General features: G+C 70.8%; 12 protein-coding genes. 4 read left to right on the top strand and 8 right to left on the bottom strand.

Features of this window, described 5'->3' with window-relative positions; all coding sequences use genetic code 11:
• Nucleotides 1-24 precede the first annotated feature (24 nt).
• Nucleotides 25-330, top strand: coding sequence for a DUF4190 domain-containing protein (locus DEJ00_RS16695; RefSeq protein WP_146248000.1), 306 nt, complete (start codon nucleotides 25-27; stop codon nucleotides 328-330).
• 1 nt (nucleotide 331) lies between these two features.
• Here DEJ00_RS16695 and DEJ00_RS16690 read toward each other — a convergent pair whose 3' ends face one another.
• From DEJ00_RS16690 to DEJ00_RS16675, 4 genes are all read right to left on the bottom strand, one after another.
• Nucleotides 332-1,030, bottom strand: coding sequence for a hypothetical protein (locus DEJ00_RS16690; protein WP_111058124.1), 699 nt, complete (start codon nucleotides 1,028-1,030; stop codon nucleotides 332-334).
• Nucleotides 1,031-1,313: 283 nt separating this feature from the next.
• A complete protein-coding gene (locus DEJ00_RS16685) occupies nucleotides 1,314-1,727 on the bottom strand; it encodes an SseB family protein (protein ID WP_181440218.1) in 414 nt (137 codons plus the stop codon).
• A gap of 104 nt (nucleotides 1,728-1,831) precedes the next feature.
• On the bottom strand, nucleotides 1,832-2,635 hold the full coding sequence (locus DEJ00_RS16680) for an SDR family oxidoreductase (protein ID WP_111058122.1): 804 nt from the start codon (nucleotides 2,633-2,635) through the stop codon (nucleotides 1,832-1,834).
• A gap of 159 nt (nucleotides 2,636-2,794) precedes the next feature.
• Complete coding sequence (locus DEJ00_RS16675) at nucleotides 2,795-3,460, bottom strand: GPP34 family phosphoprotein (RefSeq protein ID WP_111058121.1); 666 nt, start codon at nucleotides 3,458-3,460, stop codon at nucleotides 2,795-2,797.
• Nucleotides 3,461-3,601: 141 nt separating this feature from the next.
• Here DEJ00_RS16675 and DEJ00_RS16670 point away from each other — a divergent pair, with 141 nt between their 5' ends.
• Nucleotides 3,602-4,336 (top strand): hypothetical protein, encoded by a 735-nt coding sequence (locus DEJ00_RS16670; RefSeq protein ID WP_146247998.1) that lies wholly within the window; start codon nucleotides 3,602-3,604, stop codon nucleotides 4,334-4,336.
• A gap of 27 nt (nucleotides 4,337-4,363) precedes the next feature.
• Here the strand turns inward: DEJ00_RS16670 and DEJ00_RS16665 are convergent, their stop codons facing one another.
• Both DEJ00_RS16665 and DEJ00_RS16660 read right to left on the bottom strand, forming a co-directional pair.
• Nucleotides 4,364-5,155: an HNH endonuclease family protein gene (locus tag DEJ00_RS16665; RefSeq protein WP_258373720.1), complete on the bottom strand. Its 792-nt coding sequence runs from the start codon at nucleotides 5,153-5,155 to the stop codon at nucleotides 4,364-4,366.
• A gap of 91 nt (nucleotides 5,156-5,246) precedes the next feature.
• Nucleotides 5,247-8,687: a DEAD/DEAH box helicase gene (locus DEJ00_RS16660; protein WP_146247997.1), complete on the bottom strand. Its 3,441-nt coding sequence runs from the start codon at nucleotides 8,685-8,687 to the stop codon at nucleotides 5,247-5,249.
• 436 nt (nucleotides 8,688-9,123) lie between these two features.
• On the opposite strand from DEJ00_RS16660, the gene DEJ00_RS16650 reads away from it, so the two are divergent.
• Both DEJ00_RS16650 and DEJ00_RS16645 read left to right on the top strand, forming a co-directional pair.
• On the top strand, nucleotides 9,124-10,125 hold the full coding sequence (locus DEJ00_RS16650) for an AraC family transcriptional regulator (RefSeq protein ID WP_111058117.1): 1,002 nt from the start codon (nucleotides 9,124-9,126) through the stop codon (nucleotides 10,123-10,125).
• A gap of 114 nt (nucleotides 10,126-10,239) precedes the next feature.
• The gene (locus DEJ00_RS16645) at nucleotides 10,240-11,184 is read left to right on the top strand and encodes a D-alanyl-D-alanine carboxypeptidase family protein (RefSeq protein ID WP_111058116.1); all 945 of its coding nucleotides are present in this window, start codon (nucleotides 10,240-10,242) and stop codon (nucleotides 11,182-11,184) included.
• Nucleotides 11,185-11,341: 157 nt separating this feature from the next.
• On the opposite strand, the gene DEJ00_RS16640 is transcribed toward DEJ00_RS16645, so the two are convergent.
• Nucleotides 11,342-12,325 carry a matrixin family metalloprotease gene (locus DEJ00_RS16640; RefSeq protein WP_051596667.1) on the bottom strand — a complete coding sequence of 328 codons (984 nt, stop codon included), beginning with the start codon at nucleotides 12,323-12,325 and terminating at the stop codon, nucleotides 11,342-11,344.
• A 139-nt stretch (nucleotides 12,326-12,464) separates the two neighbouring features.
• Nucleotides 12,465-13,898 carry an amino acid permease gene (locus DEJ00_RS16635; RefSeq protein WP_111058115.1) on the bottom strand — a complete coding sequence of 478 codons (1,434 nt, stop codon included), beginning with the start codon at nucleotides 13,896-13,898 and terminating at the stop codon, nucleotides 12,465-12,467.
• Nucleotides 13,899-14,068: the final 170 nt, after the last annotated feature.

Below are 14,068 nucleotides of genomic sequence, written 5' to 3'. Positions count from 1 at the left end.
CGGAGTGACATGTAGGATTTCCGGATGAGTTACCAGATGCCACCGAACCCGTACCAGCCGATGGCGGGTCCGTACCCGCAGCGATCGGGCAACGGGTTCGCCGTCGCAGCCCTCGTGCTCGGCATCTGGGGCTTCCTTGTCACGTGGATCCCCTTCTTCATCGGACTGTTTCTCGGATTCGTCCCCGATGTGCTCGCGATCGTGTTCGGGATCTGCGGGGTGATCCGGGCGAACCGTGGTGCCCGTGGCATGGGGATGGCCGTGACCGGATTGATCCTCGGGAGCCTGGCGTTCCTCAGCATCTTCGTCGGCGCCGGGACTGCCTGGTGACTCACCCCGACTCGACGGTGCCGATGGTCGAGCTGTAGGTCGCCACCGCACCGAACTGGGCACCGATGATCGTGATGGACCACGCGGTGCCGTCCGGGGCGACGGAGTACAGGACGCGTGCGCCGTCAGGAACGGCAGCGAGCCCGGTGCCGTCGGGCAGCAGGATCCGTTCCGGCGCGGTCATCCCCACGGACAGGGTCGACGGGTACGGACCGGCGCCGAACCTCTGCTCCATGACGAAGGCGAGCGTGCCGGCGCTCTGTACGACGGCCGACCGCTCGGTCTCGACAGTCGCCGGAGCCGGAGCCGGAGCCGGCGGCGCGGCAGGCTCCGGCGTCGATGACGGCAGAGCAGACTCCACCGGGGCAGCGACCGCCGAGCGGAACGGGACCGCCACCGTCCCGACGACAGCGCTCCGGCCGTCGAGGGGGAGCGAGAGTGCTGGCAGGTGGACACCGGTACCCGCCAGAGCAGACCCGATGACCGCGTACGCCATCAGCGCCGTCCCGACGCTGCCGAGGATCGCACCTCCGCGACCGAACGCCCGCGCTGTGGCCGAGCCCCATCGTGCGGTCTTGACCGCCTGCACGCCGAAGACGATCGCCGAGATACCGATCGTCGAGACGATGAAGCCCGTCTGGATCCCGGACTGTTGCGGCTCGACGAGTGCGATGACCACGCTGCCGAGGCCGAGCAGCATCGCAAGGGTCGCGAACGCCCAGGGCCTCGTGCGCCTGCGTGGCTTCGCGTTCAGCAGCGGTGATGGTGCGTGGAGTGTCGGCAGCCGCCGAGCACCACTCCGCGAGGGTCCTGACGAGTACTCCGGAGGGGACCAATCTCGTGGTCCTGGCCCGCCCAACGGCATCGTCGTTCCCCCGTCCGCTCAGTACGACGGACCCATCTTGATGGGCGACGCCGACGTGAGCGATCCCCAGAACTGGGTTGACCGGCTGGCGACGACCGAACGCTGCGGGCCGGTACGATCACGAGCCTTCGGGGACGCCGCCCTGCATCTGCGCCCGCATCTCGGCGAGGACGTCGGCGTGCAGGAAGTTCGCCTCGGCCGCACTCGTGGGGTCGACCACGATGCCGAACTCCTCGGGCAGGGCCGACACGAGCTCGGACATCGGCACCGGACGCCCCTCGGCGTCGGGCAGGCCGGCGGCGAGTTCGTCCGGGTCGGTGAAGACGGGCACGAACGGCTTGTCCCGGATCATGACGTGGGCGACGCTGCCGGCCTCCGGAGTGCCCGCCGCCTTCCAGGGGACCCACGCCGCGCTGCGCAGGAAGCCCGCGGGCGAGGCCGCCATCCTCCGTCGCAGTTCGGCGGCCGCGCTCGGCGGGGCCTTGTCGACGCCTCGGCCGAAGGCTGATCCGTTCGTCTCATCGGTACTCACGCCAACCATGCTGTCACGGTCGGCGGACACGGCGGGGCCGAGCCGCGCCTCCAGGCCGATGCCCGGCGCACGCGGACGTGGGCCGGGCGTCGGAGGTGACCGTCTCAGTACGCGGCCGACTGCCCGCCGTCGATCGGGACGACCGTCGCGTTGACGTAGGACGCGTCGTTCGACAGCAGGAAGGCGACGACGGCGGCGATCTCGGGGGCCTCGCCGTAGCGCTTCGTCGGGTTGACCTGGATGAACTCCTCGGCGGCCTTGCGCGGGTTCTCGGCGTCGAGCTGCTTCATCGAGTTCTCGACCATGGGCGTCCAGATGGCTCCGGGGGCGATGGCGTTGATGCGGATGCCGTAGCGGCCGTACTCGACGGCCGAGTTGCGGGTGAGACCGACGACGCCGTGCTTGGCTGCCGCGTACCCGGACTGGTTGCCGATGCCGCGGATGCCGCCGACGCTCGCCGTGTTCACGACCATGCCGGAGCCCTGCTCGCGCATGACCTTGAGCACCTTCTCGAGCCCGAGGAACACGCCGCGCAGGTTGATCGACACGACGCGGTCGAACTCGGCGGCGGTGAACGACTCGGTGGGGTTCTGCTTGCCCTCGATGCCGGCGTTGTTGAAGAAGCCGTCGACGCGGCCGAAGCGCTCGGTCGTGGCGGTGACGTAGGCGTCGACCTGGGCCTCGTCGGACACGTCGGCGACGGTCGTCAGGACCTGCGCGTCCGGGGTAGCCTCGAGCACGGCGGTCTTCGTCGCCTCGAGTCCCTGCTCGGAGACGTCGACGAGGGAGAGTGCAGCGCCCTCGGCGGCCAGGCGGACGGCGGTCGCGCGACCGAGGCCGGAGCCGCCGCCGGTGATGAGGACGACGCGCTCGGCGAAGCGGGTGGTGACGGTGCTGGTTCCGGGCATGGGGGAGGCCTCCTGAGGTCTTCGACGGTGAAGGGCTCGGGGTCCGCGGTGGGGCAGCGAGTCCGATCGATGCATCTGCATCGAGAGTTATAGACTACACCTGTCGTTTAACGACGCGGTCAGCAGGTGTCCAGCACCCGCACCATCGCGCTGCCTGCCTCAGCTCGTGACGATCGAGGTCGTCGTTGCCATGGTCGCCGCCATGATCACGACCATCGTCGCGGCCTCGATCTCCTCGAGTACCGCCTTCACCGCCGGGCTCGCCCAGGTGCCCGAGGTGATCTCCTTGACCAGGTCCTTGTCGACGGCGCCGAACTGCTTGCGCAGGGTGTTCGTCGCGTCGAGCAGGCCGATGACCGCGGCGGAGAACGGCGTGGGTCCTGCCCGGCCGGCCAGCACGTCCGCGATGCCGGATCGCAGCAGTGCCTCCGGGGCTCCGTCCCGCTCCGGGTGCTTCGTGGTGGGGAAGAGGCCGAGCACCTTGCCCTGCTCGACGCTGATGACGCCGCGCTCGACGAGTCCGGCGAACACGTCGTCGCGCAGCTGGCGCTTGCCGAGTCGGCTCACCCACCACTTCGCCTTGCGCGGTGCACCGGCCGCCGCGATGGAGCCGACCACGCCGTCGAGCACGGGGTCGCCCGTTGCGGCGCCGTTCACGACGGCGACGAGTCCGTCCTGCAGCGAGACCGCACCGCGCAGAGCGAGGTCGGCGAGGACCGCCCCCGCGAGACCCGTGTCGAGCGTCGAACCGTCGAGAGCGTGGCGTCCGTCGGGCTCGACCTGCAGGAGCGCGTACGCCTGTGGGACCGTGAGTTGCTCAGCCATGCCCGCAGCCTGCCACGCGGGGCGGAGGTGCGCCGGGCCTCCGAGCCGACACCCAGCGGCGCCGGACCGCTCGATGCCTGGATAAGGTGCTGTCCCGTGGGCATGCGCGGTTTGATGTGGGACGGGACGCGACGACACGGCGTGCTGCTCGCGATCGCCCTGGCGCCGGTGCTCGCTGCGGTCGCGGAGACGGCTGCGCTGGCGCTGTCCCACGACCCGGACTGGGGCCGCGGCATCACCGGAGTGGTGGCGGCGATGACCGTCGCCGGGCTCGTCGTGGGCGTGCGCTACAACCCGCTGAACGACATCGCGACCCGGAACCGTCGGTCCGCGCAGGAGCGGACGTCGCGGGAGTCGCGCCGCTCGTTCCTCGACTTGCTGGTGCTCGACCTGGTCCTCATCGTGCTCGGCTTGCCTTTCGGCGGCGTGCTCGCGATCCGCGAGGGCGACCCGAGCGCGTGGTTCCTCTCGCTGGTGTTCGGCTTCCTGTCCGCGATCGCGTTGCTGCTGGCCTGGCTGGTCGACATGTTCGTCGTGCTGCCGATCGTGTCGATGGTCGGCGCTCTGATCGGCGCGAAGGGATCGAGCAGGACCGCGGCGTCGGCCGGGGCGGTGTTCCTGTCCGTCCTGGTGTTCGCCGTCGCGGTCACCGTCGCCGTCCCGAGCACCGACCACGGGTACCTCGGGCGGGCCGGGAGGTTCCTCGAGGCCATGGGGGTCCTCGCCGGTCTGCCGTTCGGCGACGCCGCGAACCCCGCGCTCCTCTGGCTCGCCCGGCTCGCGCTCGTGCTGCTCGTCCTGTCGATCACCTGGCTGGTGCGTGAGGGGCGCGTGCTTCGTCACGCCCGGGGAGACCGCCCGCGCCGGCCGCGCTGAAACCCAGCGGCGCCGGACCGCTCGACGTCAGCAGGCGTCCAGCACCCGCACCATCGCGTCCCGCTCCGCCGGAGCCACCCACAGGCGGTACTTCGCCTTCACCGTGACCTGGTGCTCGATGTAGGTGCAGCGGAACGCCTTGTTCGCGGGGAGCCAGGTCGCCGCGTCGCCGGAGCCCTTCTGCGAGTTGGACCGGCCGTCGACGGCGAACAGGTTCACCGGGTCGTTCGCCAGCGCCTGCCGGTCGGTCTCGGTGAGCCGCTGGGCTCCGGTGCGCCAGGCGTTCTCGAGCGCGACGACGTGGTCGATCTGCACGAGCGTCGACGTCGTGTTGCCGCGCACGAAGTCCACCGTCGCGCCGGTGTACGGCGAGACGAGGGTGCCCGTGAGGACCTTGCAGCGGCCCTCGCGGGTGATGCCGGCGAGGTCGCGGGCGAGGACGTCGTTCCGGGTGTCGCACCCGTTGTGGTCGACGTCGAGCCAGGCGCTGCCGAAGTCGCCGGTTCGGTCGTAGCCGGTGCCTGCTGCCTTGCCCTTGACGGGCAGATCGGCGAGCTGGGTGCGTGCGCGGACCGCGTCGGCGTCGGTTCCGCGGCTGACGGTCGGACTGGAGGCGGGGGTCGCCCCCGACGACGCCTGCTGCGGTCCGATGGTGGTCGTCTCCCCGGCCGTGGGACCGCCCGCCGCGGTCGTGCCCGCCGCGTCGGCGTCCGGCCCGAGGACGCCGGACGCGTCGAGCGCGTACCCGCCGACGGCGAGGGCCAGGACGACGAGGACGGAGGTCAGGGTGATGCGGCTGCGGCGTCGGCGGGACGTCATGCGGTGGGACTCCAGGTGGTGCGGGCGGAACGGCGGTGCAGGCGGAACGGTGGTGCGGGCGGAACGGTGGTGCGGCGGTGTGCGCAGCGGGTCAGGTCAGCAGGGAGCGGATGTCGTCGGCGGTCAGGTCGTCGGCGAACAGGGCGTCGTCGTCGATCATCGTGGCGAACAGCTCGGCCTTGCGGGCGGCGAGGGCGAGGACCTTCTCCTCGATGGTGTCCTCGGCGATGAACCGTTGGACGCTGACCGACCGGGTCTGCCCGATGCGGTGCGTGCGGTCGACGGCCTGGGACTCGGCGGCGGGGTTCCACCACGGGTCGAGCACGAACACGGTGTCCGCCTCGGTCAGGGTGAGCCCGAACCCGCCGGCCTTCAACGAGATGAGGAACGCCGGGGCGGTGCCCTGCCGGAAGCGCTCGATGACCTCCGGGCGCTTGCGGGTGGAGCCGTCGAGGTACTCGTAGCCGATGCCGCGGGCGTCGAGGGCGTCGGACACCATCCGCAGGAACGAGGTGAACTGGCTGAACACCAGGGCGCGACGGCCCTCTGCCGCGAGCTGTTCGAGTTCGTCGAGCAGCAGGTCGAGCTTGGCGGAGGGGATCGGGGTCGATCCCGACGTGACGTCCGAGTCCGACGACGACGACCCGGACGACACCAGCGCCGGCGACAGCGCGAGCATCCGCAGCAGGGTCAGCGACCGGAACACGATCATCCGGTTCTTCGACAGGTCCTCGATCAGGTCGAGGACCTTCAGGCGCTCCCGGTTCAGGGTGCGCTCGTACAGCTCCCGGTGCGCGGGGTCGAGCGTGACCCGGACGACCTGTTCCTGCTTCGGTGGCAGGTCGGCCGCGACGGCTTCCTTGGTGCGGCGGAGCATGAGCGGCCGGATCCGTCGGCGCAGCCGCCCGGTGAGTTCCTGCCGGGCCTCGCCGCGGAGCTCGGGCGAGGCGAGGGGCTTCACGTAGTCGTCGCCGAACCGGGTCCAGGTGGACAGCAGCCCGGGCGCGACGATGTGGAACAGTGCCCACAGGTCGGTCAGGCCGTTCTCGAGCGGGGTGCCGGTGATCGCGAACTTCACCGGTGCCTGCAGCTCCGAGGCCACACGGTGGGTCTGGGACTGCGGGTTCTTCACGAACTGGGCCTCGTCGAGCACCAGCGCCGACCACGGCAGGTCGGTCCAGGCGCGGGCGTCGAGCCGCAGCAGCGCGTACGAGGTGACGACGACGTCCGACGCAGCGGCGGTCCGGGCGACGAGCCCCGGGTCCTTCAGCGACGTCGAGGTCACCGTCGCGACCCGCAGCGACGGCACGAACTTGGCGGCCTCGGCGGCCCAGTTGCCGACGACCGAGGTCGGTGCGACGACCAGGAACGGGGGCGCGTCGGGCTCCGTGGCACGACGGGCGGCGACCATCGCGAGCACCTGCAGGGTCTTGCCGAGCCCCATGTCGTCGGCGAGCACCCCGCCGATGCCGTGCGTCACCAGGAACGACAGCCACGCGTACCCGGCGTGCTGGTACGGCCGCAGGTCGGCGTGCACGGTGTCCGGCACGGGGACGTCACCCGGGGGAGTCGCCCCGAGCAGCCCCGAGGCGATCGCCTGCCACCGCTCGTCGTGCGAGGTCTCGTCGGCCAGCAGGTCGAACTCCGACCACAGCCCGGCGTGCAGCGGTGTGACGGCGATCGGCTGGTCGGGCTCCCACTCGTCCAGGTCGCGGGCCTCGTCGATGAGTTCCTTGAGCCGATCGAACGCGGGGTCGGCCAGCGACAGGTACGAGTTGTCGACGAGCTTGAGCCGTCGCTGCCGACCCGCGAGCGCGGTGAGCAGCGGCGTGAAGGGGATCTGCTTGCCGTTGACGCTGACGATGATGCCGAGGTCGAACCAGTCGTGCTTGTCCGACGGCATCGTCGTGACACGGATGTGCGGCCGCCCGCTCAACCGCTCGTAGTCGAGGCGCTCGCCCTGCACGACCGTGCGGATGCCGAGCGACGGCAGCTCGGGCAGGAACTCGTTCGCGAACACCGCGACGTCGGCCCCGTCGATGGTGCCGTCCTGGAACCAGTCCAGCCCGCCACCGGGTCCGGCAGGGCGGACGGGAGGCCCGGCCTGCGTCGCGTCGTCGTCCGCCGTCGTCGACGTGGTCGGCTGCACCGCCGCGGCCGGGTCCGCCACGGGGGCATCATCGGTACTTGCAGGAACGTCGGTGCCGGCAGGATCGTCGGCGGCACGGAGCCCGGACAGGTCGGGGAGCGGGCCGTGCAGGGACACCGGGTCCTTCCGGCCGTCGACGTGCCAGCGCCAGTGCAGGTGCACGCGGTCGTCGGTGCGCGGCGCCCGGGCCGGCTCGAACGTCGCGGTGAGCACGAGTTCGGGCGGGGTGCGCTCGGGCAGCTCCACCGAGCCGTCGGAGCTGACCAGGCCGAGGGCGCCGCGCAACCGGGGTGACCAGTCGGCCAGGAACTCGTCGACCTCGGCGGTCGGCACGGTGATCCGGGTGCCCTCGACGAGCATGCGGCGCTGGTCCTCGGGCACCGGTGCCGGGGTCGGGGCGACGGCGACCGTGAACTCGGGGCTCTCGCGGAACACGTAGACGCCGTGGTCGCCGATCATCCGCGCTGCTCCGGGCACCACGGGCCGGCCGTCGAGCACGGCACTCGCGCCGATCACCACGGCGTCGTCGTGCCGGGCGACGTCGAGCAGCACCTGGGCCTGCGTGCCGAGCACCGCACCGCCCTCGCGCTTGCCGGTGACGAACGCGATGCCGAGCGCCGCGGCCTGCTGCAGGAGCGGCCAGAGCAGGGGGCTCCGGAAGTCGTCGAGGTGCAGCCAGTCGCTCTCACCGGGCAGGCCCGCGAGTTGCCCGGCGCGGTGCAGGGCGGCGAGCTGCAGGAACCAGGCGTGCTGCTCGGCACCGACGCCGAGCCGGTTCTGCGAGTAGGGGAGCGTGCCCCAGGTCAGCTGCCCGCGCACCCAGTTGCCGGCGTCGCTGCGGGTCACCGGCCGGACCCCGAGCCGAACGCTGCGGGACGGCGCGGGCAGGGCGCGGCCGGCGGCACGGGCTCGTGAGGCGAGCTTGGCGGGGACCGCGTCACGCAACTCGAACTGCAGTCCCATCCGGGTGCCCTGCGGGGTGGGCGCCCGCTCGTCATCACCGGCGAGGCGGGCGAGGTCGTGCCTCCAGTCCGAGGGCGGCGGGGCCGGCGTTTCCGGACGTGGGCCGGCGTTCGCGGCGAGGGCGCGGGCGTTGATGGTGAGGAGCGCGGCCGCGACGTGCTTGCAGTCGCCGCCGAGCGGGCAGCTGCAGGTGCTGCGGACCGGGCGGACGAAGTCGCCGCGCGCCGGGGTGGTGTCGACGCGGAGTTCGTACGGGTCGTCGGCGGTGCCGGACACGACCGCGGTGACCGTGCCGTCGTCGTCGTGCCAGGTGGCGTCGTCGACCAGGCCGGCGCGGACGACGTCGCGTGCCCGGCCGAAGGTCTGCGGCCCGACGAAGCGGATGACGTCGACGGCGTCGATCATCGGGGCAGCAGGCACGGGACCATCGTGCCAGTCACCACCGACGATCCCCGCCGCCACCCTGTGCGACGGACATCTGACAGGACTACCGTCCAACGCGGAGCGCGACGACAGCGGTCCACGGAATCGATTGGAACCTCATGCCGGACCGACTGCGGTGGGTACGCGACTCAGCCGACCACTGGAACGGGTGGATCGACGCCGAGGTCGTGTGCGACATCACCCGGACCGACACGTACACCGTCGATTCCCCGGACCACTCGTTGACCGGCGGGCACTCGTCCTTCGAGAGTGCGGCCGCTCAGGTGCACGGCTGGGTTCGCTGGACCGGCCGTTAGGCCGCAGAGCGCAACCCGGTTGTACGTCCACCCGCTGCTCCCTAGCGTGAGAGTGCAGGCCGGGGACCACCCGGAGGTGACCCCACCGCTCTGCTCCAGGAGAGAGAGGTGTTCCGATGACCGACGCGACCGAGTCGCAGGCGCCCGCTCCGGGTTCCGATCCTGCTGCACGCCCCACCTCGCCGCGTTCGCTCGTCGCCGTGGCCGGTCAGGACACCGACGAGGCCATCAGCTCGCTCGCCGGCATGTACGCGGGCAAGGCCTGGTACTCCCGAGCCCTCGACCAGGACTACTGGTTCAAGTACGTCGGTGTCGGTGACGAACGGCTGAGTGTCCGCCGTTCCCAGATGCACGGGTACCTGCGGGGTGACGTCGCCACCGAGGGTGAGGTCGTCGTCCAGTGGCTCGAACGCGGCGAGGCCCGCGTCGACGTCGGCCGCGACGAGGCCCGCATGCAGCCCGGCGTCCCGACACTGTTCCCCGTCGAGCGCCGGTTCGAGATGGAGTACCAGGACTGGGACCAGCGCCTGGTGCACCTGCGCCGTGACCTGGTGCTCGACGTCGCCGCCGAAGACCACCTGGTCGACGGCACCATGGCGTTCGACACCACGACGACGCCTGACTCCGCAGCTCTGGGCCAGTGGCGGACCGCCGTGTCCGGCGCGCTCCGTGCGCTGCGCGAGGAGGGCGACGAGTCCCTCGCCTGGCACGAGGCGCAGCGTGACGTCGTCCGCGCCCTGTTCCGCATGTACCCGCTGCAGGCCGAGCGGTTCCCCGCGGGCTACGGCACCCGCAGCGACGGACGACTCCGGGCTGCGGTCGAGTTCATCCAGGCGCACGCCCACCAGCCGCTCACCGTCGCCGACATCGCGCAGGCCGCGGGGCTGAGCATCCGTGGGATCCAGGAGTCGTTCCAGCGGGCGTTCGAGCGCTCGCCGATGACGTACCTGCGCGAGGTCCGGCTCGGACGGGTGCACGAGGAACTGCGGATCCTCGACCCGCAGGCGACCTCGGTGGCGGACGTCGCCCGGCGGTGGGGCTTCGCGCACATGGGGCGGTTCGCCTCGGTGTACGCGAACCGGTTCGGGGAGTACCCGCGGGAGACGTTGCGGCGCTGAGGGCGGCTCGTCGCGGCAGCGTGAGCGCCCCTTGTTCTGGGGGTCCCTCGCTCCGGGGTAGAACTGACAGTCTGCTCAGGGGGTGCGAGGGGCGTACCCCCTGAGGGGAGCTCCATGAGCAGTCCATCCGGTCCGACCGAGGACGACGGCCATCCCGTCTTCCTCGGGGAGACGAGCAGACGATCCGTCCTGCTCTTCGCTGCCGCGGCAGCAGTCACCGCGGCGACGCTCAGTGGCACGTCCCGGGCGTTCGCCGTCGAGCCGTCCAACCTGACGTACCCGTCGTACCCCGAGTCGACCTCGACGCGGGATCGCGCGTTCTCGGCCAGAGCGGCCGAAGAGTACGCGAACGGCAAGATCCCGGTCAGCGAGCTGACCTACGTGGCGGAGTCGACGAACAACCTGGGCAAGCAGTACCTGCTGGCGAGCGCCGCCACGGCCTACATCGCCCTGGGCAAGGCCTACCAGGCCGCGCTCAACAAGCCGATGACGATGGCCGAGGGGTACCGGGACTACGAGCGCCAGGAGTACCTCTACCAGGGGTACATCCAGGGGAAGCCCGGGTTCAACAAGGCGGCCTACCCCGGGACCTCGATCCACGGGTTGGGTCGGGCCGTGGACTTCAGCGGAGGGGTCAACAGCTACGGCACGCCCGAGAAGGCGTGGATGAACGCCAACGGCCCGACCTTCGGCTGGCAGCCGGTCGGCGACGGTTTCGACTTCCGTGAACCGTGGCACTTCGAGTACGACGGCTCCTACCAGCCGGAAGAACCAGCACCGCCCGTCAACGAACGACAGGAAGACACAGACATGAAGCTCATCACCAACAACGGACGCACCTGGCTCGTCGGCGAGTTCACGGCGGTCGAGATCGACACCGACTTCCTCAACGAGCTGAAGTCGGCCTACAACGTCCCGGGTTCGCTCGGCAACCTGCGCGCTGCACTCGCGGCGCAGTACGGCGAACCGGTCGCCATCCAGGCCGCCGGGAACGTCGAGGGCATCATCGCGGTCGCGAAGAAGAACCGCGCGGGCCTGGTCAGCGAGCTCAAGCGCTGACCACGGACCACTGCACGGACGAGGGGCCTGCCGGCGATCCGGCAGGCCCCTCGTCTGCGTGTGTTCGGTGGTACTCCGGGCACGCGGAACGCCCCACCGGCTCGTTCGAGGAGACGGTGGGGCGTTGGCGCGACTGTGTCGGATCGGTCCGGCGGCCTCAGTAGGCCTGGATGATGCCCAGGAAGTCCCCGTAGCCGAGGGAGCGCTGCGACAGCTCGCAGACGTCCGACGACGGCTTCATGACCAGACGCGTCGCGATGTCGACGTGGTCCAGACCGAAGGTGTGGCCCCACTCGTGCACCGCGACCCCTCGGACGTCGTACCGATCGCCCGAGCACGATGCCTGCACGGAGTTCCACGCGTACCGCGTCGAGTACTTCTGGTCCGACTCCGTCGAGGCGAGCGTGCTCAGGTTGTAGAAGGTGCAGGTCGCGGCGAGCGTCCCGGTCGGCAGGCTGCCCCACCCGATCACGTTCTTGTTGTCCTGCGCAGAGCAGGACAGCGCACTGGTCACTGCCGGGTCGGATCCGGTCGCGCCCAGCGGGGTGTTCCGGGCCCCCGAGATCCCCGACGCACCGCACGCCGAGATGTTGCCGCCCCACTTGTTCGCCGCTGCCTTGAGCTCGTCGTAGGCGTACGTCCCCTTGCTGTTCGCCTCGTTGTAGCGCCATTCGACGGACGTCCTCCAGGTGTTGCCCGCGAGGTTGTAGTCACCAGCGCAGGACGCAGCGCCGATCGAGGTGCCGGGCGCGGTGGCGGGCGCCTGGGTCCCGCTGCTGGACTGCGCAGCGCCCTGCGTCGCACGCTGTGCTGAGGACCTTGCCGGCGACGTGCCGTGCCAGTCGCTCCCGACCTGCACGGAGACGCCGGCGTCGGTGTTGAAGACGGTCACGTCGGTCGCCGGCTGTGCGCCCGCGGCACTGACGCTGTCGACCCTGACGGCCGTTCCGGCCGCGGGGACGACGAACGTCCGGCCGTCGACCACCACGGTCGAGCCGGCGCCGACGGTGCAGCCTGCGTCCAGATCGGTCGACGTGACGGTGCCGTCCGTGCACCCGCTGGAAGCGTTTGCTGGTGCGGCGACCCCCGCGCCGACGACGAGCGCCGTGCCGAGCACGGCGAGAGTGAGTGTGCGGTACATGAGTCCCCTTCGCTTATGTGAGCACTCGAACTCTGGCACTTCCCGCGATGGGGAGCGAGAGGCGTCACCGAATCGCAACGTGCCGACACCCGGTTGTTCACGAGCGAGCACGCGTCAGGTCCTCCCAGGCGTCGGGTGCTCAGTCGCGCAGGGGCTCACCGCCGGTCGCCTCGCCCGTCGCCAACTTGCTGTGGCGTCGTGAGTACCCGAAGTACACACCGAGCCCGATCGCGAACCAGATCGCGAACCGCACCCAGGTCTCCCACTGCAGGAACGTGACGAGCCACAGCGACGCGATGACGCCGATGATCGGGATGACGGGCATGAACGGCAGCCGGAACTGGCGGTCCAGGTCGGGCTGCCGGTAGCGCAGGACCACCACGGCCGAGCACACCACGACGAACGCGAGCAGGATGCCGATGTTCGTGAGCTCGGCGACCACACCGATCGGCAGCACCCCGGCCAGGATCGCCGACGCGATGCCGAGGATCCAGGTCACCCGTGTCGGCACGTGCCGCTTCGGGTCGGTCTTCGCGAACCACTTCGGCATCAGACCGTCGCGGCTCATCGAGAACCAGACGCGCGAGGCACCGAGCATGAACGTCACCAGAACCGTGACGATGCCGACGATGGCACCGATCGCGATGACGTTGGCGACACCGCCGAGGCCGACGGACGCGAACGCCGACGAGAAGCCCGACGCCGGGTCGATGTCGGTGTACTTCTGCATCCCGGTGAGCACGAGGGTCGCCAGGACGTACAGCACCATCGAGATGCCGAGGGACAGCAGGATCGCCTTCGGCATGTGCTTGCGGGCGTCGGTGGACTCCTCGGCCGCGGTGGACATGGCGTCGTAGCCGAACACGGCGAAGAACACGGTCGCGGCACCGGTCATCACGCCGCCGAAGCCGAACGGGAAGTACGGGGAGTAGTTCGCACTGTTGATGTGGAACACGCCGAGCACGACGATGAGCACGACGAGCGCCACCTTGATGCCGACGGCGACGAACTCGAACCGGGCGGCGCTGCGGATGCCGCGCGTCAGCACGAACGCGGTGAGCAGGCACAACGCGATCGCGAAGACGTCGATCACGTGGCCGTCACCGGTGCCCGGGGCGCCGAGCATCCACGCGGGCAGATCGATGCCGAACTGGCCGACCAGGAACCCCACGTAGCCGGAGATGCCGATCGCGACCACCGCCACGATCGCCGTGTACTCGAGCAGCAGGTCCCAGCCGATGAACCACCCGACGATCTCGCCGAGCACCGCGTAGCCGTACGTGTACGCGCTGCCGGCCTTCGGGATGAGCCCCGCGAACTCGGCGTACGACAGGGCAGCGGCGGCGCTCGCGACCCCGGCGACCAGGAAGCTGATCAGCACCGCGGGACCGGCGACGCCGTTCGCGACGGTGCCGGCGAGGGTGAAGATGCCGGCGCCGATGATGCCGCCGATGCCGATCGCGGTGAGCTGCCACAGACCGAGGTGCCGTTTCAGGCCGCCCTCGCCCCCGGCCTCGTCATCGATCGTGTCGATGGGCTTCCGTCGGAACAGGGTGCGTGTCGTCGTCGTCACCCGCCCATGGTGCACCCGGAGGCGGTCGTGCGCACGGGCGGGCTGCGGGCGTTCTGGCGGCTGGCTGCGCGCGTGCGCGGCGGCGGGGCCGGCGGAGTTTCGCGCTGAGCGACACTTCTCGCGCCGCCGAGCCCGTGAACTGTCGCTCAGCGCGAAAGAACGGCCCGACC

The organism is Curtobacterium sp. MCLR17_039 (genome assembly GCF_003234745.1).
Taxonomy (GTDB): domain Bacteria; phylum Actinomycetota; class Actinomycetes; order Actinomycetales; family Microbacteriaceae; genus Curtobacterium; species Curtobacterium flaccumfaciens.
Note: the sequence above shows the minus strand (reverse complement) of the source record. Positions and strands in the feature narration are given on the sequence as shown.